At 43.4% G+C, this 23,066-nt stretch carries 25 protein-coding genes; 2 read left to right on the top strand and 23 right to left on the bottom strand.

Annotated elements, in window-relative coordinates:
• Positions 1 to 125 precede the first annotated feature (125 nt).
• Entirely contained in the window at positions 126 to 359 is a 234-nt protein-coding gene (locus tag EP737_RS06650) for a DUF2627 domain-containing protein (protein ID WP_129727156.1), read from the top strand.
• Between the two features lie 194 nt (positions 360 to 553).
• Here the strand turns inward: EP737_RS06650 and EP737_RS06655 are convergent, their stop codons facing one another.
• Entirely contained in the window at positions 554 to 1,282 is a 729-nt protein-coding gene (locus EP737_RS06655) for a glycerophosphodiester phosphodiesterase (RefSeq protein ID WP_129727157.1), read from the bottom strand.
• 50 nt (positions 1,283 to 1,332) lie between these two features.
• Between EP737_RS06655 and EP737_RS06660 the strand changes: the two genes are divergently transcribed.
• A complete protein-coding gene (locus EP737_RS06660) occupies positions 1,333 to 1,479 on the top strand; it encodes a YycC family protein (protein ID WP_129727158.1) in 147 nt (48 codons plus the stop codon).
• A gap of 46 nt (positions 1,480 to 1,525) precedes the next feature.
• Here the strand turns inward: EP737_RS06660 and EP737_RS06665 are convergent, their stop codons facing one another.
• The 22 genes from EP737_RS06665 to spoIIIAC form a co-directional block, all read right to left on the bottom strand.
• On the bottom strand, positions 1,526 to 3,382 hold the full coding sequence (locus tag EP737_RS06665; RefSeq protein WP_129727159.1) for an electron transport protein: 1,857 nt from the start codon (positions 3,380 to 3,382) through the stop codon (positions 1,526 to 1,528).
• 457 nt (positions 3,383 to 3,839) lie between these two features.
• Positions 3,840 to 3,995 carry a hypothetical protein gene (locus tag EP737_RS25965; protein ID WP_205650889.1) on the bottom strand — a complete coding sequence of 52 codons (156 nt, stop codon included), beginning with the start codon at positions 3,993 to 3,995 and terminating at the stop codon, positions 3,840 to 3,842.
• Positions 3,996 to 4,094: 99 nt separating this feature from the next.
• Complete coding sequence (spo0A, locus tag EP737_RS06670) at positions 4,095 to 4,886, bottom strand: sporulation transcription factor Spo0A (RefSeq protein WP_129727160.1); 792 nt, start codon at positions 4,884 to 4,886, stop codon at positions 4,095 to 4,097.
• A gap of 342 nt (positions 4,887 to 5,228) precedes the next feature.
• Positions 5,229 to 6,539: a SpoIVB peptidase gene (gene spoIVB, locus EP737_RS06675; protein WP_129727161.1), complete on the bottom strand. Its 1,311-nt coding sequence runs from the start codon at positions 6,537 to 6,539 to the stop codon at positions 5,229 to 5,231.
• 101 nt (positions 6,540 to 6,640) lie between these two features.
• Positions 6,641 to 8,377 (bottom strand): DNA repair protein RecN, encoded by a 1,737-nt coding sequence (gene recN, locus EP737_RS06680; RefSeq protein ID WP_129727162.1) that lies wholly within the window; start codon positions 8,375 to 8,377, stop codon positions 6,641 to 6,643.
• A gap of 193 nt (positions 8,378 to 8,570) precedes the next feature.
• Positions 8,571 to 9,020 carry a transcriptional regulator AhrC/ArgR gene (gene ahrC / locus EP737_RS06685; RefSeq protein ID WP_129727163.1) on the bottom strand — a complete coding sequence of 150 codons (450 nt, stop codon included), beginning with the start codon at positions 9,018 to 9,020 and terminating at the stop codon, positions 8,571 to 8,573.
• A gap of 244 nt (positions 9,021 to 9,264) precedes the next feature.
• Positions 9,265 to 10,104, bottom strand: coding sequence for a TlyA family RNA methyltransferase (locus tag EP737_RS06690; RefSeq protein WP_129727164.1), 840 nt, complete (start codon positions 10,102 to 10,104; stop codon positions 9,265 to 9,267).
• Between the two features lie 3 nt (positions 10,105 to 10,107).
• Positions 10,108 to 12,006 carry a 1-deoxy-D-xylulose-5-phosphate synthase gene (gene dxs, locus EP737_RS06695; RefSeq protein ID WP_129727165.1) on the bottom strand — a complete coding sequence of 633 codons (1,899 nt, stop codon included), beginning with the start codon at positions 12,004 to 12,006 and terminating at the stop codon, positions 10,108 to 10,110.
• Between the two features lie 567 nt (positions 12,007 to 12,573).
• On the bottom strand, positions 12,574 to 13,464 hold the full coding sequence (locus EP737_RS06705) for a polyprenyl synthetase family protein (protein WP_129727167.1): 891 nt from the start codon (positions 13,462 to 13,464) through the stop codon (positions 12,574 to 12,576).
• Positions 13,461 to 13,691, bottom strand: coding sequence for an exodeoxyribonuclease VII small subunit (locus tag EP737_RS06710; protein WP_129727168.1), 231 nt, complete (start codon positions 13,689 to 13,691; stop codon positions 13,461 to 13,463). The genes EP737_RS06705 and EP737_RS06710 overlap by 4 nt, the downstream gene beginning before the upstream one ends.
• A complete protein-coding gene (gene xseA, locus EP737_RS06715; RefSeq protein ID WP_129727169.1) occupies positions 13,669 to 15,039 on the bottom strand; it encodes an exodeoxyribonuclease VII large subunit in 1,371 nt (456 codons plus the stop codon). Before xseA ends, EP737_RS06710 begins: the two co-directional genes overlap by 23 nt.
• A gap of 12 nt (positions 15,040 to 15,051) precedes the next feature.
• Positions 15,052 to 15,918 (bottom strand): bifunctional methylenetetrahydrofolate dehydrogenase/methenyltetrahydrofolate cyclohydrolase FolD, encoded by an 867-nt coding sequence (gene folD / locus EP737_RS06720; RefSeq protein WP_129727170.1) that lies wholly within the window; start codon positions 15,916 to 15,918, stop codon positions 15,052 to 15,054.
• Positions 15,919 to 15,939: 21 nt separating this feature from the next.
• Positions 15,940 to 16,335 (bottom strand): transcription antitermination factor NusB, encoded by a 396-nt coding sequence (gene nusB / locus EP737_RS06725; protein ID WP_129727171.1) that lies wholly within the window; start codon positions 16,333 to 16,335, stop codon positions 15,940 to 15,942.
• A 537-nt stretch (positions 16,336 to 16,872) separates the two neighbouring features.
• A complete protein-coding gene (locus EP737_RS06730; RefSeq protein WP_129727172.1) occupies positions 16,873 to 17,265 on the bottom strand; it encodes an Asp23/Gls24 family envelope stress response protein in 393 nt (130 codons plus the stop codon).
• A 53-nt stretch (positions 17,266 to 17,318) separates the two neighbouring features.
• Positions 17,319 to 18,671, bottom strand: a complete 1,353-nt coding sequence (gene accC, locus EP737_RS06735) for an acetyl-CoA carboxylase biotin carboxylase subunit (protein ID WP_129727173.1) — start codon at positions 18,669 to 18,671, stop codon at positions 17,319 to 17,321.
• Between the two features lie 14 nt (positions 18,672 to 18,685).
• Positions 18,686 to 19,177: an acetyl-CoA carboxylase biotin carboxyl carrier protein gene (gene accB, locus EP737_RS06740; RefSeq protein WP_129727174.1), complete on the bottom strand. Its 492-nt coding sequence runs from the start codon at positions 19,175 to 19,177 to the stop codon at positions 18,686 to 18,688.
• A gap of 232 nt (positions 19,178 to 19,409) precedes the next feature.
• On the bottom strand, positions 19,410 to 19,946 hold the full coding sequence (locus tag EP737_RS06745; protein WP_129727175.1) for a SpoIIIAH-like family protein: 537 nt from the start codon (positions 19,944 to 19,946) through the stop codon (positions 19,410 to 19,412).
• A gap of 12 nt (positions 19,947 to 19,958) precedes the next feature.
• Positions 19,959 to 20,606 carry a stage III sporulation protein AG gene (spoIIIAG, locus tag EP737_RS06750; protein ID WP_129727176.1) on the bottom strand — a complete coding sequence of 216 codons (648 nt, stop codon included), beginning with the start codon at positions 20,604 to 20,606 and terminating at the stop codon, positions 19,959 to 19,961.
• Positions 20,599 to 21,234 (bottom strand): stage III sporulation protein AF, encoded by a 636-nt coding sequence (spoIIIAF, locus tag EP737_RS06755; RefSeq protein WP_129727177.1) that lies wholly within the window; start codon positions 21,232 to 21,234, stop codon positions 20,599 to 20,601. The genes spoIIIAG and spoIIIAF overlap by 8 nt, the downstream gene beginning before the upstream one ends.
• Before the next feature lie 11 nt (positions 21,235 to 21,245).
• Positions 21,246 to 22,433 carry a stage III sporulation protein AE gene (gene spoIIIAE, locus EP737_RS06760; protein WP_129727392.1) on the bottom strand — a complete coding sequence of 396 codons (1,188 nt, stop codon included), beginning with the start codon at positions 22,431 to 22,433 and terminating at the stop codon, positions 21,246 to 21,248.
• Between the two features lie 12 nt (positions 22,434 to 22,445).
• A complete protein-coding gene (gene spoIIIAD / locus EP737_RS06765) occupies positions 22,446 to 22,826 on the bottom strand; it encodes a stage III sporulation protein AD (RefSeq protein WP_129727178.1) in 381 nt (126 codons plus the stop codon).
• A gap of 24 nt (positions 22,827 to 22,850) precedes the next feature.
• On the bottom strand, positions 22,851 to 23,054 hold the full coding sequence (gene spoIIIAC / locus EP737_RS06770) for a stage III sporulation protein AC (protein WP_034638936.1): 204 nt from the start codon (positions 23,052 to 23,054) through the stop codon (positions 22,851 to 22,853).
• Positions 23,055 to 23,066: the final 12 nt, after the last annotated feature.

Genomic DNA, 23,066 nt, shown 5'->3' on the forward strand with positions numbered 1-23,066 from the left:
CCTCGGACAAATCATGCAAGGTTTTTCATACCTTTATCATACTTGTTTTATTTCCCCTTGACAAATAAATACAAACTGTAAGATGCTTTTGTATAGTAGGAATTTTCTGAAAGGAAGACAGGCATATGACACGTTTTATCGCCCTATTGCTCGCCCTTATTCCCATTTTCCTTGCAGTTATAGGTATCAAACTTATGCGTGATACTGTATTTGCTATTTTACAGCCTCCTATCCCCGCATTATGGATGCAATTTCTTATCGGTCTTGTATTATTTGGATTCGGTATATACGTGTTCGGAGGCTTTATTCTGCACCGCGATCGCAAACGCAACAAAGTGCAGGCGCGGTTTCGGAAATGAAGAAAACTCGCCGAGATTTGGCGAGTTTTCTTTCAGTGTAAATTAAAACTATCTCTTTTATTTGAACAGACATATAACGAAGTGCTTTAAAATTATTTAATATTGTAAAAGGAAGAACATAATCAGACTAAGCTATTAGGATATTCAAAAGGATTGGCATAAAGATAACAAGTACGATATTTCAAGTTTTTAACTTACCTATTTTCCCGCAGTATCCGAACAGCTCGGTCAGGATAGTCGGTTATAACAGCGGAAATTCCGAGCTTCCCTAGCTTCCGCAAGGATTCCTCATCATTGACCGTATACGGCCTTACTGCAATATTGTTTAGCAGCGTCAGCCAAATGACTGGCGCTGCGATGTATTTGTAATTCGGATGAATTGCACTGACGCCTAATCGTTTTGCGTACAGCCATGGAATGCGTACACCAAACTTATATAAAAGAGCAGTTTCAATATCTGGTGCTAACTCACGGCATTTCATTATGCTCGTTTGCGAAAAAGAAGAAAAAACAGTACGAGATTCTAAACCGTATTTTCGCACAAGCGTAATAACTTCCTCTTCAAGCCCGCGGTATTTCTGTTTATTATTTTTGAATTCAATATTTATGAGCAGCTCGGTTTTGCTGAGCCAATGCAGTACCTCCTCTAATGTCGGAATTGTACAAAAGCCGGTTTTCTCGCTAAATGTATGGCTCGCATCAAGCTTTGACAGCTCATCATATGTATAATCCAACACTGCACCGCTACCATTCGTTGTCCTGTCCACTGTTTCATCGTGGATGACGACAACTGTTCCATCCTTCGTCATTTGTACATCAAGCTCGATACCATCCGCGCCAAGCCGTGCCGCTTCCTGAAAGGACGGCATCGTATTTTCTGGAAATGTACCCGCCGCACCGCGATGTCCAAAGATAAGCGTCATGATTCACTCCCCCTTGTTATGTTATAATATATAAAAAAGGAGGAAAAGTCATGCGACCTTTACAACTTTCACCAGAGACAGCTATCAAGCTGGCAGAGGCCTTAAATGTACCGCTTGAGCAGCTTATGCATATGCCCCAGCATATTTTAGTGAAAAAGCTGATGGAGCTTGAACAACAGCCCAAAGAAGAAAGCTAAAGAGCAAGGCAATGTGCCTTGCTCTTTAGCCTTCTGTTCATTTTTCTTATTCATCCGTAAACCGAAGCAAGTAATGAATCAGCGCTTGTTGCTCTTGGCTTGTAAAACCGGTTGTTTCATCCACCCAAAATTCATGCCCGTTTCCAGAAATATGGGCTGTTCGTAACCGATTATCGGATAGATTCTCCTCTATAACTTGTCGTCTCAATTTTGAATCGACTAAAGCTTGCAAGCTATTTACAGCATCCGCTTTCTTTCCTTGCATAAGTGTATTCGAAACTCCCAGTTCGTTCTTGCTTCCTACCGCTACCCCTGCATCATGTAAGTAAGGAGCACTCCAGTAGAGTCCGTATAAGCTTGGAACTTTATAAGCACCGCTTGAATTCCCATGCGCCCAGCCGAGCTTCAAGTATTTTTCCTGCTCTGGAGTAAGCTGCACGTCTTCCTTTTTCGGATGCTTTGGCAGCGGAACAGGTGTATCAGACGTATACATTTTTGGGCTTGTAAAATACCTCTCCGTTCTCTTAAACCCAGCTGCTCGAGAAGGATCTGTGCCAATCTCCCCTGCTTTAATAAGCTGATTATTCGTTAAATATTCTCCAGCATGACAGGATATACAGCCAGCTTTTGCAAATACTCTCTTTCCTTCCTCATATACGGCAGCCTCCGTTTTTAAACCTGTGGAAGGGGGTTGAAGGGAATTCGTATACGCAGACATCGCATTGACTTGCTCCCACGCCTTGTATCCAGGGGCACTAGGCAAAAGGCCGACGCTAGAGAGATATGAGATTTTTGGATAGGTGGCGGCTGGAATCATCCGATTGACACCGGGAACTCCGGGAGTCGGATCAACCTTTGCAAAGAATGCAGATGGCGTCTCCTTGCTTGTTGGGTCATATCGGTATTTTTTATAGGCTGCACGCTGCAGAAGAGTCCCTAAATAGACATCTTTGTCAATACCTAGTACGGGTTGGCTAATGCTCGACTGCGATATAGCGTCCATATTTTGTGAGTGTGTATTGTTAATTAAAGCACTCAACCCTTTAAACGGACCAACTTGCCCTTGCCCGCTCCAGCCATACGGCTGATCGCCTAAGGTAAAGCTGTCCGGCACTTGTACAGGATTGTTCTTCAAGTCTATCGTTGTATCATTGCTGCCTCTTGGCCACTTTACAAACTCTGCGTCAACAAATTCCTCTAATTTCTCGGCATCTGGCAGCTGTATCTGCTGTTTCTCCTTTGAAATTTCATCAGCTTTTTTCATAAATTCACGAAGATTTTTCATTTCAGTATGGGTAAAGTAAGATGCACTATTAGAGCTCATCGCTAAAATCAACCCAATATTTAAATCTGTATTTGGAATACCTGGGAGCACATTTCCTTTGCCATCTACAGAAGCATGACATGCCGCGCAGCTAACCCCTGCCTTCATCCTTCCTTCATCTACTACAAATTTTATGCCAAGCGGAACATAGGTACCTTTTGCCACATCAAGGCCCGTGTCAATCAAGTCTCCTTTTTTAATCGATATCCCGCCTGCTTGAAAAGATTGCGCAGCTTCAACCTTCAAATTGGACGTACCCTCTCCATGCAGTTGGATAATTGCTTTTGCAATATTTGATAACGTAAACGCCCCATCAAACATTCCTAATATATCCGTAAAAAACACTTCATTTCCAAAGTTTTCCGCAAAGAACATCTTTTTGCCAAGCTTTAACTGCTCATCCGATCCTGTCTCTGCCTTGGAGGAAACGGATAAAAGCTCTACAGAATTCCGCTCTTTACCTCTTGTTTCCCTATCTGGTGGTATGTAAGCGTACTCGAATTCTATGAATGTAAAAAGGCACCAGCCAAGGATTGCTGCCGCAGCTACGACCGCTGTTATCCGAAATGTTTTTTTCATTCTACACAACTCCTTACCGAACACACTTATTTTACCAAGTACAGTCAGAATTTATGTGAGCGGTAAGGGGGCGCTAAGAGCTTTCTTTACACTGTAAGAAAGGATAAATTTTCAGATGGAGACAAATAAGCTGAACAGGGAAATTCAATATATTATTCAGGAATTTTCCAAATTGTACAATAAAAAACTAGAAGAGTACGGTAAAAAATATTGATGTAACAAATGATCATCATCTAGTGCTTGTGCAAGCCAATAGATAAAATATGTAATAAAGAAAACTTGCCGATTGACAAGCCTCGCTCTTGGGCGAAGACAGAGGCGTGGTTGCCCTTATACTGTATTCCTAAAATGTCCGACTACGTCGAATGGTCTTCCAGCTAGAAATTTATACTTTCTGAAAGTGAAAAAAAGAAGCAGCCATATCTATTTTTTAGATATGGCTGCTTTTTTCTATGAGTCAAAACCACCCGTAAGAATACAATGCCGTCATGCTGAAACGGAAAAAAGCCACCAAAGTGATATTGGTGACAATTCCGTACTTATTTGTTAAAATCAGCTCAAGATACAGCATAAACTCCAATTTTTGGACAAAACCAATCGCAGCTTTCAGCATAAGCTTAAACCATTCGTTGGGATCCTCCTTGAAAGTTTATTGGAGTTGTAAAACATTCATCGCGTTAACAAAACACCAAACCCCTTGATTCTAACCCTCTCAAGAAGCCTTATGCTCGAGGCGCAGTTTATCCGCAACCATCGCGATGAATTCGCTGTTCGTAGGCTTTGCCTTTGACATCGATACGGTATAACCAAACAAAGAAGAAATTGACTCGATATTGCCGCGGCTCCAGGCTACTTCTATCGCATGACGAATTGCGCGTTCTACACGGCTTGCTGTTGTGTTATATTTCTTTGCAATGTCCGGGTACAGTACTTTTGTAATAGAACCAAGCAATTCTATATCGTTATAGACCATTGAGATGGCTTCGCGTAAATACATATATCCTTTAATATGAGCCGGAACACCGATCTCGTGAATAATACTTGTAATGCTCGCATCCAGATTTTTCGGTTTTCCATCTGAAAGCGAAGAACGAAAGGCAGGAAGCGGACGTTTGACAAAGGCGCTCGGCTTGCCGCTCACTTGACGAATATGGCTCGTTAGGTTTTCCATATCAAACGGCTTTAGGATAAAGTATGAAGCCCCTAAATCTACAGCCTTCTTGGTAACATCTTCTTGACCGAAGGCCGTTAACATGATCACATTCGGCTGTTTTGGTTTGTCCATCATACGAAGTTTCTCCAAAACAGCAAGACCGTCCAAATGAGGCATAATAATATCTAATACGAGCACGTCCGGATTTCTATCTTTTAGCATGTTCAAGCATTCTTGTCCATTGTAGGCGATTCCAATCACTTCCATATCATCCTGTGCCGACACATAGCCCTCCAACATGGAGACTAGCTCTTTATTATCATCCACGAGGCATACTTTAATCTTCTCCACAGCTCTTCCTCCCTTTTCCTAACTCCAGTCTCTCCTTTGCAAAGTACAAGTTACATGAATGAAGTTTTCGACAATTGTTTAAAATTTCCTTTTTGAAAATTCCTTATTTACTAAAAAAGCAAGAAAAATCCTGATTTTCTCACGTTTTTTTTGTTTTTCAGCGGCTTTTCGTTTCATTCATCGCTTTTTATGTCTATCAGACAGCAGGAGACAGCATTTTTCTTCCTTCTGCTGCTCTTAGAATTATACGAAAAAACCTTATTCTCTCCCATTCTACACTAAAATAAAAAGAGGAAAAACCTTTAAATGTAAAACTGGCAGAAAAAAGCAAGCTGAGATGTGTCAGCTTGCTTTTTTCTGGTGGTCATATTGATTATAAATGTTAATTCCTGCTTCGTTTAACATCCATTCAATGTGGACACCATAACCGCTGGTTGGATCGTTTACAAAGACATGGGTAACAGCTCCAATAAGCTTGCCGCCTTGAATAATTGGACTTCCGCTCATGCCCTGCACGATACCGCCAGTTTTTTCAAGAAGCCGCTTATCTGTAATTTTGACAACCATTCCTTTTGTAGCAGGGAATTTTTGTGGAATACTGCTGACAATCTCCACATCAAACTCTTCTACCTTATCCTTTTCAATGACCGTTAAAATTTTAGCTGGTCCTTCTTTCACTTGATGTGACAGAGCAATTGGAAGAGCTTGATCCATAATGCCGTTTTTGACATTTGTGTTTAGCTTCCCAAATATGCCGAAAGGGCTGTTCGTTGTAATATTCCCGATAATTTCATGATCTGGGGAAAAACGTGCTAACTTCTCGCCAGGATTTCCGTTGCTTCCGCGCTGGATAGATGTAACTGTTGAACGAACAATTTGTCCATTCTCTACTTGAATGGGCTTTTTCGTATCGCCGTCCGAAATGACGTGGCCAAGTGCGCCGTACTTCATTGATTCTGGATCAATGAACGTCATCGTTCCAATGCCGGCCGCCGAATCCCGGATGTATAATCCAATGCGATACGACTCCTCATCCTTTGCCTTCAGCGGTGTTAATTTCGTTCGAATCTGCTTTGAATCCCGTAGCAGTACAATATTTAAAGGCTCGCCTGTTTTTCCGCTATGCTGAATAAACGGAGCCACATCACTCATGCGCTCGATGGTTTTACCGTTTATTTCGGTGATCATGTCTCCAATCTTAATACCGGCTGTCTCCCCAGGAGATAACCTGCCGTTTGCTGTTTGGATTAGATGATGCCCAACAACAAGCACACCTTTTGTGTTTAGCTTTACTCCGATGGATTGTCCGCCGGGAAGCACTTTAAAATCCCTTAATACTCTTACATTTACCTTTTTCACAGGAAACCCTGCCAGCTCTAGTACCATTTCAGCCTCGCCGCTTTCATGAGCGTTTACTGATAATGCCTCCTTTTGCTGCGGATCTCCAACTGTAAAAACGGCCGGATTTGTGGAGGTTGCTTGAAACACAGGAACCGAGGATGAAACCTGAGAATGTTGTCCTTCAAATAATACGACTTGCTTAGGGAAAACCAAAAAATCTCGAACGGGTTTACAAAACCCGATAACTAGCAGCGAAACAAGGAGAAATGCACCAAATATATATCTAATTTGTCTTAATTTCAATCCTTTCACTCTCCTCGCTTCTAACCCACATTGAGCCAAGCGGCTTCACCATTTAATTTCTCCTTGTCACGCCTTGTTTATAACCGTTAGAAAGAAAAAAGCTATCCCATTTATAGGATAGCCTGTGAATGCTTGAGAGTGTTCGCTTGCTGCAGGAGCTCTCTTGCGTGTTCGGTTGTTAAGTCGGTAATTTCCACACCTGAAATCATTCGGGCAATTTCTGTCACCTTTTCTTCCTTATTTAGCATATTGACTGTTGTAGTTGTACGCTCATTTGCAATCTGCTTGCGAATAAACAGATGAGCATCCGCCATAGATGCTACCTGCGGCAAATGCGTAATGCAGAGCACCTGTGAGCCAACTGACACCCGATAAATCTTTTCTGCAATTGCCTGTGCTACACGTCCGCTGACACCTGTGTCCACCTCATCAAAAATGACAGACGTTACGCCTTGATGCTTGGAGAAAATGCTCTTTAATGCCAAGATAATGCGCGATAGCTCCCCGCCTGATGCAACTTTAGACAACGGCTTTAACGGCTCACCTGGGTTTGTGGAAATGTAAAATTCCACCTGATCATATCCATCCGCACCAAGCTTCACCGGCATGCCGTCTACGGTTGGATCATCTAATGAGCCCTCCCGTTTTCCGATAATAATTTCAAACTTTGTTTTATCCATATACAATTCTTTTAATTCCTGATGGATAGCAGCTGTTAAACGGACAGCAAGCTCCTGACGCATTGCACTAAGTGTCATCGCTTCCTTCACCGCAGCTGCTTCAAGTTCTTTTAATTGCTTCTTTGTCTGTTCGATATGTACGTCTTTATTTTCAATCTTGGAAATTTCCTCCTCAATAGCAGCAGCATATTCCAAAATCTCCTCCACCGTATGTCCGTACTTCTTTTTCAGCGTCCGAATTTCGTTTAAGCGCGTTTCAATATAATCGAGACGCTGCGGGTCATATTCCATCATATCGAGCTTCTCACGCAATGCATATGCGGCCTCTTCCAGCAAATAATAGCTGTTTGCAATTGTATCGTATTGCTCTTTGAGCGAGGTATCAATATCCGTGATTCCTTCAACTTGTCCCATTGCATTTCTCACATGATCTAAGCCGCAATTATCTCCCGATAATGATCGATACGCGTCGCTCAGCGCCTTATAAATTTTTTCAAAGTTGGAAATTTTTGTTCGTTCTTCTAACAGCTCCTGATCTTCTTCCGGCTTCAGATCTGCTTTACGAATCTCCTCCGCCTGAAATTGAATTAAGTCAAGACGATGTGCCATTTGCTGTTCATTCTCTGTTAACGACCGCAGCTGCTTCTTTACCTTTTCATATCCGCTATAATAGCCCTGGTACACTTCCAGCTGCTTCATCACAATATCAGCATCGAAATAATCAAGCATAGAGAGGTGGCGCTCTTCACTCATTAAATCCTGGGTTTCATGCTGCCCATGAATGTCCACAAGCGTTTTGCCCATTTCCCGCAGGGCGGTAAGTGTCACGAGCTTTCCATTTACGCGGCAAATGCTTTTTCCTGTCGCAGAAATGTCGCGTTTTAAAATGAGCATCCCATCCTCAACATCAATATCCAATTCCTTTGCCTTTTCCACACACGGATGGGTGGCATGCTCTACATAAAACAATCCTTCAATTTCGGCCTTTTCCGTCCCATAGCGCACAAACTCTGATGAGCCGCGTCCACCGACAAGAAGGCTGATCGCATCAATAATAATCGATTTCCCGGCACCTGTTTCCCCGCTCAAAACAGTAAGACCTTTTTGAAACGAAATATTTAATAGCTCAATAATCGCAAAGTTCTTAATCGATAGTTCCGATAACAATGCCTCATTCACCTCGTTCTCACAATACCATATTTACAAAAAAAGAGAAAGCGCTCGAAATGTAAAAGTTTCCGGGCGCTTTCTTACTTTTCTTTATACCGAAATTAAAAAAACAACGGCTCACTTTTCAGCTTCTTCAAACAGAAATGACTTAAGAGCTTTTTCAAACATAATAGCGCAGACCCACAGTCTGTTATAGCATATTTAATAAGCGGTCAGAAATCGATTCTGTATCGTCCGGTGTACGGCAAATAATTAAGCATGTATCGTCACCGCAAATGGTTCCGAGAATTTCATCCCATTCAAGATGATCAATGAGCGCTCCGATTGCATTGGCGTTACCAGGCAACGTTTTCAATACAATCATATGGCCTGCCGTATCTAGCTTGATAAAAGAATCAATTAGATTACGCTTTAGCTTTTGCAGCGGATTAAACCGTTGGTCTGCTGGGAGGCTATATTTATAACGGCCGTCATGAAGCGGCACCTTAACTAAATGCAATTCTTTAATATCGCGAGACACTGTGGCTTGTGTTACATTAAAGCCTTCATTACGCAAAATGTCAACAAGCTCGTCCTGCGTCTCAATTTCTTTATTCGCAATAATTTCACGAATTTTAATATGGCGCTGACCTTTGTTCATTATTCCTGCACCTCACACAATCTTCCAAAGATTCTCCCTATCCTAGTCTCTCATTTTCTATGTTAACGCATAATGAAACAGTTGTACATATTTGTTTTCAAGTATAATCCATATATCCAGATCATGCCAGTGCATATTTATACGCATAGACTGAATGCGCCTCTAGCTGAAAATCTAGACTTCAACAGTGGAAAAAGCCTATCATCCGTTAGCAGAGATGATAGGCTCCTTGCGTTTGCAGCAATTATTCCTCTTGTTCCCTTTGCTTTAACGTCTCATGTGCTTCAGCTACCGCTTCTGCAGCAGAAACAGGAGAAAGATTGTCTCCGTGCTCTCGCCCGGGGCGCCACTTGAGATGGATTAAAAATTCAATGTTGCCATCCCCGCCTGTAATCGGAGAGAACGTTAAGCCGCAAACATCGTAGCCCTCTTCTAAGGCAAACGAAGTAATTTTCTCTACAACAGCTTCGTGCACCTTTTTATCGCGTACAATTCCCTTTTTCCCGACCTGATCCTTACCCGCTTCAAATTGTGGTTTAATAAGTGCTGCCACATCGCCCTCTGGCATGAGCACCGTTTTCAGCACCGGTAAAATCAAACGGAGCGAGATAAACGACACGTCTATGCTTGCAAACTCAGGCATTCCCTCTTGAAAATCAGCGGGCGTAACATAACGGAAATTCGTCCGCTCCATTACGACAACACGTTCATCCTGCCGCAGCTTCCAAGCAAGCTGGTTATAGCCGACATCAAGCGCATACGAGAGTTTTGCGCCATTTTGCAGTGCGCAATCGGTAAAACCGCCTGTCGATGCCCCAATATCAAGCATAATCTTATCCTTTAAGTCAAGATTGAAATGCTTGAGTGCCTTTTCAAGCTTATAGCCGCCGCGGCTTACATATGGCATGACTTGCCCTTTCACTGTTAAAGGTGTATCTGCCGCAATTTTCTCGCCTGGCTTATCAAGACGGCCTTCATTAGAGTATACAAGGCCGGCCATGATGGCACGCTTTGCTTTTTCACGCGTTTCTACAAGTCCGCGTTCTACAAGTAATACATCAATTCGTTCTTTCTTTCCGCTCATACATTACGCCCTTTTTTGTTTGGATGGAACAATCGCATGAACGCGCTCCACCACATCTTTTGTTGTAAGCCCAATTTCCTCAAGCAGCTTATTTACACTGCCGTGTTCAATAAATCGATCTGGAATACCCATACACTCTACTAACGCGTTATGATACCCTTTTGTGTGTGCAAATTCAAGCACACCGCTTCCGAAGCCGCCCGCAAGACACGCCTCCTCAAGCGTTACGACAGGTATCTGTCTAGCGAATAAATCGTGCAGGTAGATTTCATCCATCGGCTTAATAAAACGGGCATTCACTACCTGTACAGAAACGCCTAGTTTCTCCAAACGCTCAGCTGCTTCCATTGCCATTGGAATAGTTGTGCCGAATGTTAAAATTGCTGCATCGGTTCCTTCTCGAAGTGTTTCCCACGTTCCAATCGGGATAGGTTTCAATTCCTTATCCATCGAAACGCCGAGACCATTTCCACGTGCATAACGAAGTGCAATCGGACCATCATCGTACGATAACGCCGTATATACCATGTGCTGTCCTTCATTCTCATCCTTTGGCATCATAATGACGAGATTTGGCATATGACGCAAAAAGGCGATATCAAACACACCTTGATGCGTTTCGCCATCCGCCCCGACAAGTCCGGCGCGGTCAATACCGAAAAATACATTTAAATTTTGTCGGCATACATCATGCAGCACCTGGTCATATGCTCGCTGCAGAAACGTCGAGTAAATAGCCAAAAAAGGCTTCATTCCTTGCGTTGCCAAGCCAGCTGCCATCGTTGTCGCATGCTGCTCTGCAATTCCTACATCAAACATACGATCTGGGAATTCCTTCGCAAATTTTTCAAGCTTCGAACCAACAGGCATCGCCGGTGTAACCGCAACAATACGATCATCGTCCCTTGCCATTCGCAGCACCGTATCACTTACGATCTTACTCCAGGCAGGAGGAAGAGGATCGCCCGCCGGCTTCACAAAATCACCGGACTCGATTTTGTAAGGACCCGTTCCATGCCATGTACCGACGATATCGCTCTCTGCTGGTTTATACCCTTTTCCTTTTTTCGTGATAACATGAACAAGAATCGGCCCTTTTGTTTTTTTCGCGTAATGAAGATTTTCCAGTAAGCTTTCGTAATCATGCCCGTCAACCGGTCCTAAATATGTAAAGCCTAGCTCTTCAAAAAACATGCCGGAAACGAACATATATTTCAAGCTATCCTTCACCTTTTCCGCGGTCGCCGCTACCTTGCCTCCAACGGCAGGAATCTTCTTAAGCAAATATTCCAGCTCGTCCTTTACCCATTGATACTTGCCAGCTGTACGCAAACGGCCAAGCACATTATGAAGCGCTCCCACATTTGGCGCAATCGACATTTCATTGTCATTTAAAATTACAATCATATCTGTTTTTTCATGTCCGATATGATTCAGTGCTTCCAGCGCCATTCCGCCCGTTAGCGCGCCGTCGCCAATAATCGGAACAATATATTCCTTTGTTTTTTTCAAGTCGCGTGCAATCGCCATTCCCATCGCAGCTGATAAGGAAGTGGAGCTGTGCCCTGTTTCCCATACATCATGCTCACTCTCACAGCGCTTTGGAAATCCGCATAGCCCTTTATATTGACGCAGCGTATCGAATTCCTTCGCACGCCCAGTTAAAATTTTATGCACGTACGATTGGTGGCCAACATCCCAAAGAAATTTATCCTGTGGACTGCGGAACACCTTATGAAGCGCAATTGTTAACTCAACGACTCCTAAGTTCGGGGCAATATGCCCCCCTGTTTGGGACAGCTCTTCGATTAAAAAGCTGCGAATATCGGCGGCCAGCTCTGTCATTTCCTCTATAGACATATTTTTTAAAAAACTGGGGTTTTGAATTTGGGTTAGATCCACTAGGATCACTCACTTTCATTATCATAATCGTATTCAGGCCTGTCACTGGACTTATTATAAAAAAAATCTTGTCAAGTTAGTAGCATTTTTAAAGAAAACTCGCCGATTGGCAAGCCCTGCTCTTGGGCGAAGACAGAGGCGTAGTTGCACTTATACTGTATTCCTAAAATTTCTCACCACGTCGAATTCGCTTCTAGCTGGAAATTTATACTTTTTAAAGTGTACAGAAAAGCAAGCATAGCCCACATTTGCTCCTGTTCGTACTATATTCGCCTACAGACAAGGATATGAAGCCCTTGACAAGCTCTTTTGTATAAAAAGTGACATAAAAAGACTTGTACGCATCCTTGAGAGCTCAAGAAGCCTCCGTACCCAACACGTTTTAGTATTTGAAAAAAGAGCCGCTAACACAAAGTGATAACGGCCGTTACTTTCACTTTTATACAATTTTTTAATCACAATAAGAGAAAAACCTTTGTTTACATTTATACCATAAAATATAAAGACGCTCAACAACTGTGAGGTTTTGTATGATAAAAATGCCATGTTGTATAAATTGTATATAGCTTAATGCGTGCGCTTTGCTACAAGCTCACAAATTTGCAGCAAATACTCATCCTGCAGCTGTAAGGAGCGGACAGCGTTTTTGGCACGTTCTGTTGTTTCGTGTAAAATTTGCTTTGCTTCCTTCATAGAGAAAAGGGTGGTATACGTACTCTTTTCATTCGCCGCGTCACTTCCAACGCGCTTGCCGATTTCTTCTTCATTTCCTTCTACATCTAAAATGTCATCGCGAATTTGGAAGGCAAGGCCAAGGTTGCGAGCAAACTCCATCAATTTTTCTGTTTGCGCCAAAGAAGCACCTGCCAGAACCGCGCCTGCTAACACAGAAAATTCTAGCAATCGTCCGGTTTTGTTTTGATGAATGTACTCAAGCTGCGAGAGTGTTAGCTGCTTTCCTTCCGCTTTCATATCTGCTACCTGCCCAGCAACCATCCCCTCTGGTCCGGCTGCTTTTGCCAGTTCGAGCACAAGACGCAAATTCATTGCTTCGGTTACTTCTGGGTGACGGTTTTCAGCAAGTACTTGAAATGCATATGTTAGCAAGCCATCTCCTGCCAAAACCGCCATCGCCTCTCCAAACACTTTATGATTGGTTGGTTTCCCCCGTCTTAGTTCATCATCATCCATACAAGGAAGATCGTCATGAATGAGAGAATATGTATGAATCATTTCTAAAGCACTTGCTGCTGCAAGACCGATTTCTCGTTTCTTTTGAAACGCATGGAGCGTTGCAAAAAGAAGAAGCGGGCGAATTCGCTTGCCGCCCGCTTCGAGCGAGTACAGCATCGCATCCCGCAGCACAGCCGGACATGAAACTGCTTTTGCATACTCTGTCATTTGACTTTCAAGCAATCTTTTGCTTTCTTTTGCAAAAACTTCAAACGAAATGCTCATGCTTCCTCGCCTCCGACAGCAAATGAACGAAGCTCGCCGTCTTCTCCAAGAATAACCGCCATCTGCTCCTCAGCTGCCTTTAGCTTCTCATCACAAATGCTTGAAAGCTGCATACCTTCTTTAAAATATGAAATGGCATCCTCAAGCGGGACATCTCCCTGCTCCAGCTTTTCAACGATTTCTTCTAGCTTTGTAATTGCTTCTTCAAAGCTTACGTTCTTTTCCATCGTGTAAGTCACGCTCCTCAATTCCCCATACATGACAATCCAGTACGCCGTCCTGTACCTGTAACGTAATTGCATCTCCGGGCTGCACTTGCTTTACGCTCTTTAAAATCCGCTTTTGTTCATCCTTAGCAAGGCTATAGCCGCGCATCATAATACGCAGGGGGCTTAATGCATCCAGCTTTTCCGCTGCACGAGTGAAAGTAAAAGCCTTCGTTTTTACAATCGAACGGGTTTCCCGCTGCAGCTGCTTTCGCAGTGAGTCAAGCACGGCCCTGGCACGCTCAAGCTTTGCGGCAGGATGATGCTTTTGCATGCGGAGTGAAAGCCGCTGCACATGCGTGTGCTTGCGTTCCATATATTGCAGCTTTGCCCGTTGCAGCCGATCGAGAAGCTGATCTAGCTGCTCCTCCTTTTGCACGTACAGCTGCTTCGGATACCGAAATGCATACGATTTTTGCAACTGCACTAGCTGCTCCCGTTTTTCCCTCATATAGCTGGACATTGCCCGATTCAGCCGAAGCGTTCGCTGCGCGGCGCGCTCCCGTAGCTCAATGATATTTGGCACCGCCAATTCAGCCGCCGCTGTAGGAGTTGGCGCACGCAAATCTGCTACAAAATCGGCAATCGTAAAGTCCGTTTCATGTCCAACCGCTGAAATGATGGGTACACGACTCTCAGAAATTGCCCGAGCAACCTCTTCCTCATTAAATGCCCACAGCTCTTCAATGGAGCCGCCGCCGCGCCCCACGATCAAAACATCAATGCTTCCAATCTCATTTGCCGTATGAATCGCCTTGGCTATCGAAGCAGCCGCAAACTCCCCTTGCACAAGGGCTGGCAGCACCATAATTTTTGCAATTGGATACCTGCGCTTAATGGTCGTTACAATATCACGAACAGCCGCTCCAGTCGGTGACGTAATGACCCCGATCGTTTGCGGATATAACGGAAGCGGTTGTTTATACAGCTGTGAAAACAATCCTTCCTTTTCCAATCGCGCCTTAAGCTGTTCATATGCCAAATATAAATTCCCAACACCATCCGGCTGCATTTCCTGCACATATATCTGATAGTTTCCGCTTGCCTCGTAAACGGAAATCTGCCCTTTGACTAAAACTGTCATGCCGTCCTCCGGCATAAACGCGAGGCTTCGGTTGTAGCCGGCAAACATAACCGCCAATATTTTGGCTCCTGCATCCTTTAACGTAAAGTACATATGCCCGCGGCCATGGTGCTTAAAATTCGAAATTTCTCCTTTTAGCCAAACTGTTTGCAAATGCGGGTCGCGTTCCATTTTTGCTTTAATGTACTTCGTTAAAGCTGTCACAGTTAAATATTTCGTTTCCATGCCCTAGCTCTGTTACGCTTTAGCGTAAGCAGCCTTCGCACGCTCAGCAGATAATACAGTGTTATGAAGCAGCATCGTAATTGTCATTGGACCAACGCCGCCTGGAACTGGTGTAATATAGCTTGCAATATTTTGTACCTCGTCAAAATCAACATCCCCGCACAGCTTGCCTGTATCCAGACGATTTACCCCAACGTCAAGCACAACAGCTCCGTCCTTCACATAGTCAGCTGTAACCATTTTCGCACGGCCAACCGCTGCCACAAGAATATCAGCTTGCTTTGTAATTTCCTTTAGGTTCGTTGTTTTGGAATGGCAATATGTTACCGTTGCATCCTCGTTCAAGAACAGCTGTCCAACAGGCTTTCCAACGATATTGCTTCGACCGATTACAACCACATGCTTGCCTCGCATGTCGATATTTTTTTCCTTGACCATTTCTATGATGCCATGCGGTGTACATGGAAGGAACGTATCTTGTCCAATCATCATTTTACCAACGCTGATCGGATGGAAGCCGTCCACGTCCTTCTCAGGAGAAATACGCTCAATCACAGCATCTTCGTTAATGTGCTTTGGTAACGGCAATTGTACAAGAATACCATGAATATTATCAGCCTCATTTAAACGATCGATTTCCTGAAGCAAACGCTCCTCTGTAATCGTCGCATCGAACTTAATCAGCTCTGAGTAAATGCCAACCTCTTCACAGCCCTTTTCCTTTCCTTTTACATACGAATGAGAAGCCGGATCATCTCCAACAAGGATAACTGCCAAGCCTGGTGTTACACCTTGCTCCTTTAGCTGTGCTGTTTGTTCCTTTAGCTCGCCTCTTTTTTTCTTTGCAATTTCTGATCCTTTAATTAATTCTGCTGTCATGTTAAATCCCCCTACTCAACATTATAATGTTTCTTTAATTTTAGATAACACACCGTTAATAAAGCGGCGCGATTCATCATCTCCATAAATCTTTGAAATTTCAATTGCCTCGTTGATGGATACGCTGTGCGGAATATCCTCCATATACTTCAGCTCATACACAGCAATGCGCAAAATATTGCGGTCGACTGTGCCGACGCGATCAAGCTTCCAGTTCTCCAAATGCTCACTGATCATGGCATCAATTTCATCCTTATGTGCTGCGCAGCCAATCACAAGTTGCTCCAAAAAGGCGTTGCTGTTTTCTCCTTCTTCTTCTAAGGTATTAGCAACCGCTGTTTGCGGGTCTATATCTCCTGCGATATCCATTTGATAGAGTGCTTGCATCGCTCTTTCTCTAGCCGTCCTGCGTTTCATGGTAACTCTCCTTTTGCTTTTATGCTTTTGCTTTTATGCTTTTGCTTTTATGCTTTTGCTTTTATGCTTTTGCTTTTATGCTTATGCTTTGTTATACTGTCATAATTTATAAGCTGAACATCAGCTTAACTGCTTTCATATGTATGTTTGTCCTTAATATCATAATCATACCACAATTTACTGCTCTATACACAGACTCACCTTACCATTTGCCGAAAAAAGTTAACTTCCACCTGTTTTTCCCTGTAGAATGTACGGGTTTACAATAATGCATATGGATAAACGGCAAAATTTTTTTGATTAGAACAGCTATATCACAGCCTACTTTGTTCCTAAAGTTCTACTACGTCGAATTTGCTTCTAGCCGGAAATTTATCCTTTCTTACAGTGCAAAAAAGGACCGAGGCATAATGCCCAACCGGTCCTTTCTCTAAAAGAAAGTAATAAATTTAGGGTCTATCTAGCTACCGCAGCTATTTCCCCGCACAGGAAACGAATCTCCATTGCAGGAAAATGGGACTATGTCCGCTTTTCGGATTAAATCGGGTCCACTTCTGTTTTTTGTGTATCGAAGGTTACACCTACAACATGTACATTGACTTCTTTCAAGTCAAGACCTGTCATTGTAAGCAGCGCCTGACGGATGTTGTCTTGAATGCTTTGTGCAACCGACGGAATGGATACGCCAAAATACATGAGCACATATACATCCACCACAATTCCTTCGTTCGTTAGCTCTACCTTTACACCCTTACCGTGGTTTTTCTTTCCTAGACGTTCTACCACGCCTGCTGCAAAATTGCCTCGCATTGCTGCAACTCCTTCTATTTCCGTAGCAGCAATACCTGCGATCACTTCAATGACCTCAGGAGCAATTTCTACTTTACCGAGGTTCGTTTCTTGCCCCATATCTAACATATTTTCCGCCATGGACAAAACCTCCCTTTTAAAATTAAGAAAGTATATCTTTTAGAGCCTTGCTTTTATTGCTTTACAAGCTCGTGCTCCTCAAGAAATTTCGTATTGAAATCTCCCTTTACAAAATCAGGATGGTCTAGAAGCTGCAAATGAAACGGAATTGTTGTATGTACACCTTCAATGACGAATTCACTTAAAGCGCGTTTCATCTTTGCGATTGCTTCTTCCCTTGTTTTCCCATACGTAATCAGCTTCGCAACCATGGAATCGTAATAAGGAGGAATAGTATAGCCAGGATACACCGCTGAATCAACACGTACACCGAATCCACCCGGCGGCAAGTACATTTGCACCTTTCCAGCAGACGGCATAAAGTTTTTCGCTGGGTTTTCCGCATTAATACGGCATTCGATGGCCCAGCCGTTAAAGCTCACTTCCTCCTGCGTGAGAGAAAGACGTTCTCCTGATGCAACACGAATTTGTTCCTTAATTAAATCCACGCCCGTTACCATTTCAGTAACAGGATGCTCTACTTGAATTCTTGTATTCATTTCCATAAAGTAAAACTTCTTCTGCTTATGCTCGTAAATAAATTCAACTGTACCTGCCCCTGTATAGTTTACTGCTGCTGCCGCTTTGACCGCAGCTTCACCCATTTGACGGCGAATATCTTCGTCTAATGCCGGGGAAGGAGTTTCCTCAAGCAGCTTCTGCAGACGGCGCTGAATCGTACAGTCACGTTCACCGAGATGAATCACATTTCCATGCGTATCCGCCATTACTTGAATTTCAACATGACGAAAATCCTCAATGTACTTTTCGATATAGACGCCCGGATTACCAAACGCCGTGCTGGCTTCCTGCTGTGTAATCTGGATGCCCTTTACAAGCTCTTGCTCATTGCGCGCTACACGGATACCCTTTCCGCCGCCGCCGGCCGTTGCCTTAATAATAACAGGATATCCCATTTTATTTGCAAGTTCAACCGCTTCGTCTGTACTTTCAATAATTCCTTGTGAGCCAGGCACAATTGGTACGCCTGCTTCTTTCATTGTATCGCGAGCTACGTCCTTGATTCCCATCTTCGTAATAGCTTCCGGGCTTGGGCCAATGAAAATGATGTTACACTCGCGGCAAAGCTCAGCAAAGGTCTCATTTTCAGCTAAAAACCCATAACCAGGATGGATTGCATCACAGCCTGTAAGCTTCGCGACGCTAATGATATTTGTCAGATTCAGGTAACTTTCCTTTGAAGGGGTTGGTCCAACGCAATATGCCTCATCAGCTAGCTGCACGTGAAGTGCTTCTTTATCAGCCTCGGAATAAATGGCAACTGCCTCAATTCCCATCTCCTTACAAGCACGGATAATGCGTACAGCAATTTCCCCGCGGTTTGCAATCAATACTTTTTTTATCATCGCTCTTAACTCCTTTAAGCTTTTACAAGAAATAATGGCTGACCATACTCAACAAGCTGACCGCTTTTCACTAATACTTCCACGATTTCTCCGCTTACTTCTGCTTCGATTTCATTAAAGAGCTTCATCGCCTCTACAATACAAACGACAGTATCCTTATTTACTCGATCTCCCGCGTTTACATATACAGGGGCCTCTGGCGATGGAGACGCATAAAACGTACCAACCATCGGCGAGGTAATTTTATGCAGATTTGCAGTCTCTGCCGGCTGCGGAGCTGCTTCCTGCTGAACTGCTGCAGCAGCTGGCGCAGAGGTAACAGGGGCAGGAGCAGGTGCTGCTGCAGGAGCCTCTTGCTTCGGAGCAGGTGCTGCTTCATACACAACTGTCGCGTTTCCTTGCTTTTTCATTTTGATTGTTGTGCCTTCGTTGGCGTATTCGAATTCATCGATGTTCGAGTTGTCTATTAGCTTAATTAATTCACGAACTTCCTGTATTTTAAACATCTACAATCACTCCCATATACTTGGTTACATTTTCAATTCCATCTTACGACAGGTCTTTTGAAATTCCAATTATTTTTAAAGTTCCCTGCATCTTTTTTTGAAAAAATTTACAGTTGATTACTGTGTTTATTATCTAGTAATAATATCAAGCCTGATACGAAATTGGCAAGACTACTTTCCTAAAGTGCAAAAAAAAGCAGCTACTAGGGGACTCCCAGTAGCTATTGTGTCCTTATTTAGATGGCTCAAATTTTACAGCAACCTGCTTTTGCCCAACTTCGCTTCTGGCAAGCTGAATAATTTTGTTCGCGTCTTGCTTGGACAGCTTGTTGGCTTTTACTGTAATGCGGATAGATTCACCGTCTGCGCGTACAAGCGCATCATCAAAGCCTTGGCTCTTTACTAATGTTTCTAGGAGCGCTTCTTTTTCAGCTAATGTATTGATTGCTTGAAAGTCCTCATATGCCTTGCTTTTTTCTTGTGCGGAAGCAGTCGCAGATGTGATGATGCTTTGCAGGTCTGCTTTTGCTTCGCTGCGCTGATCCTCCATTTGTAAACGAAGCTCTGTAAACTGCTCATCTCCGGAGGACTTTACCGAAGTATCCTTGCTTGTATCTTCAGAAGCTGCATCCTTATCCTTCGTGCTTTGCTCCACAGGGCTCGTTACCATATTTGATTTCTGGCTATCCGGCGTTGTTACGTAATAGACAGACAAGACTACGACAAGACTCAGCATTGTTAATAACCATACTGTTTGCTTTTTCACCACTTCTGTTCCTCCCTATTGTTTTTTTGGCAAAACAGAAACACGATGACTCGGTACGCCGAGTGTCCGCGTCACTGCTTCGATAATCATTTTCTTAACCTCTATGTTATCGGCTCCTTTCGCCACGATGAGAACGCCGCGTACTTCCGGCTTATCTACTTTTGTAACGATAGGAGCCTCCTTGTTGTCTTCCCTTATGATCGTTGGCTTCTGATTCGTGGAGGATTCTGTCACCTTTCTCTGTCCGCCATCACGGTCTGTCTCATCTGTACTTTGCGTACGCGTTTCTGTTTCTTTTTCAATTACCTTCACTTCTGAGGAATCAAGATTAACAATGACGCTTACATCCTTCACGCCCTTTACGGTTTCAAGGGCGTCTCGCAGCTGATCTTCGTAGTCTTTTTCATACTTGTCAATCACAGAGGAATCATCGTTTTTGCTGGCGAATGCAGGGGCGTCCTGCTCTGCTTCTGTGCTTGTTTGCGGACTGAATACGGCGGTTTCTTCTTTTCTCGGCTGAAATAAGCTCCCCGAAAACATGAGCACAATGCCAAGCGCCAGCAAGACGAGCACAAGCTTAGGCGCGACTTTTTTAGTCGCTTTGCCGTCTTCGCCGTCTCCCTTAAAAAGCTTGCGAAAGATGTTAGGCTTCTTCTCATTCATTTGCTTTTCCTGTCCCCCCTTCTGTGTGTACTTGAACTTTGCTTTTCTCTAGCTGCCACTCCTGTGCAAGAAACTTTTGAATATCCTGAGAGGCATCGTTGTCTATGCGTGATTCATACGGTGTGCTCGTGTCGACCTCAATCGGCTTCACCGCCTCCACAGCTCCTGACCGCTGCGGCTCTTCTTCGGAAACGGTAACAGAAACCGACTGAACATCCTGCTGTGATGTTACATCCTGCTTATCCTCTGGAACGACAAGATGCAGATTAGCTATCGTGACGCCATATTCATCCTGCAGCTTCTGCGCCACTTCCTTTTTCATTTGGACAGCCATCTGTTCTAAAATATATGCACGCTGTGAGGCTTGTATTTCTGTTTTCTTTTTATCTATTAAATTTTCTATCTCTCCATCTGTTCCGTACGGTTGTCGGCTTAATTTATCAATTAGTTCCGGTACATCTGCCTTTAGCAGCTGAAATAAGGGGCTTAAAATGAGGACGATAAGCAGCAAGCTCACGACGAACTTCACGTACTTTTGCATGCTTGATCTTGGTAGAATCATATGAAGAACAGTCGCGAGCAAAAGAAAGATAATAATATTGCGAACCCACTCTGTTACAAACTCCATTCCCTCACCTCCTAGCGCACCATCAGCGTTAAGTTGCCGGCCGCAACAATGATGCTAATGCTTAAAAAGAACATAAGAGAGACAATAGCGAGCGCCGCAAAGACGTAGATGATGCTTTTGCCGATAATATCAAGACATTGAATGACAGAGTTGCTGCCAAGCGGCTGCAAAACAGCGGCTGCAAATTTATAAATCAACGCGATCACGAAAATTTTAATCGCTGGAAACGCAACAATTAAAAGTAAAATGACAACGCCGGCAATACCGACTGTATTTTTTAAAAGAGCGGAAGCGCTGAGCACTGTATCGCTAGCTTCGGTAAACATGCGCCCGACAACGGGAATAAAGTTACCGGTAACAAACTTTGCCGTTTTCACCGCGATCCCGTCTGCCACTGCTGTTGCAGTTCCCTGCACAGACAAAACACCGAGGAATATTGTTAAAAATACGCCAAGCGCACCAATGCTTACATTTTGCAGCAGCTTGGATAGCTTCGTTACCTTGTATTGATCACTCATCGTGCTGACAATGCTTAAAATCGTAGCTAAAAATAAAAGTGGCAGCACAAAATAATTCATCAGTAAACCGCTTGTATTCATTAAAAAGATAATAATCGGGTGAAAGAACGAAACAGATATCACACCGCCTCCCGTTGCAATGAGCGCAAGCAGGATCGGCAGAAGCGCAAGAATAAAATCAATCATCGTTTGAATCGTATCCTTCGCATATGTTGTGACGATATAAAAGCTATTTAACGCAAACACTGTCAGCACCATGTACACAACCGCATCCGCAATTTTTGCGATGCTGCTCTTTTCGAATGCCGACTGCAACGATTGCAGCAGCGCGCTGAATATAGTGAGCAAAATGAGCGTCCCAAGCAATTTGCTATTGGCGATAAGCTCATGAAACAAAAATTTAAGAAGCCCTTTAAACCATTCCTGGATTGAAAATTGCTTCTCCCCTTTTATAAACTCCAGAAAACTCCCTTTTTGACTTTCCGGCAAATAGCCGCCGTAGTTTGTCACAAGATCCTCCCAATAGGTTTGAATATCTTCAATTCCAAGCTTATTCAACTGGTCATTCACAATCTTCTCATCAATCGGCTGCTGCGTGTTCGGGGAAGCTTGTACTACATTTGGCAAAGAAAAAAGCAAGAAAAATAAAAATAGCAGTTTGGCACTTGTTTTTTGTAGCATCATGTCACCTCCCTACTTCGGCAAAAAACCAAGGATTGTTTCAATAACAACTGTTAGGATTGGAATCGCCATCACAAGAATTAAAATTTTCCCGGCTAGCTCGATTTTCGCAGCGATTGCTCCCTGCCCCGCATCCTTTGTTACCTGTGCGCCAAACTCAGCGATGTAGGCGATTCCGATGATTTTCAATAACGTTTCCACATATACATTGCTTACCTTCGCTTGGCTGGCAATTTTCTCAATCATATGCAGCACAACTTGAATTTGGTCGATTAGAATCAAGAACATCACGCTTCCAACAAATACGACAAACAAAGTAGTTAAGCTTGATTTATGCTGATTGAGTAATGCTGCCAAAAAGGTGGCGATAAGTCCCAAGCCGACAATTTGCAAAATCTCGATGACAGTCGCCCCCCTTTACTGAAACAAAAAGACGCTTTTAATTTTGTCGAACAAATTATTAATTAGAAATGCCACGTGAAATAAAATAACGACAAAGCCGACGAGAATGACCCAGTTGGCGATATCCTCGCGCTTTAGCTCTTTTAACACCGTATGAATAAAGGCTAAAATAATGCCAATGCCTGCGATTTGAAAAATCAAGCCAACATCAATGGACATACTCCTCTCCTC

Origin of the sequence: Ectobacillus funiculus, from assembly GCF_004138295.1 — a bacterium.
Lineage (GTDB): Bacteria > Bacillota > Bacilli > Bacillales > Bacillaceae_G > Ectobacillus > Ectobacillus funiculus.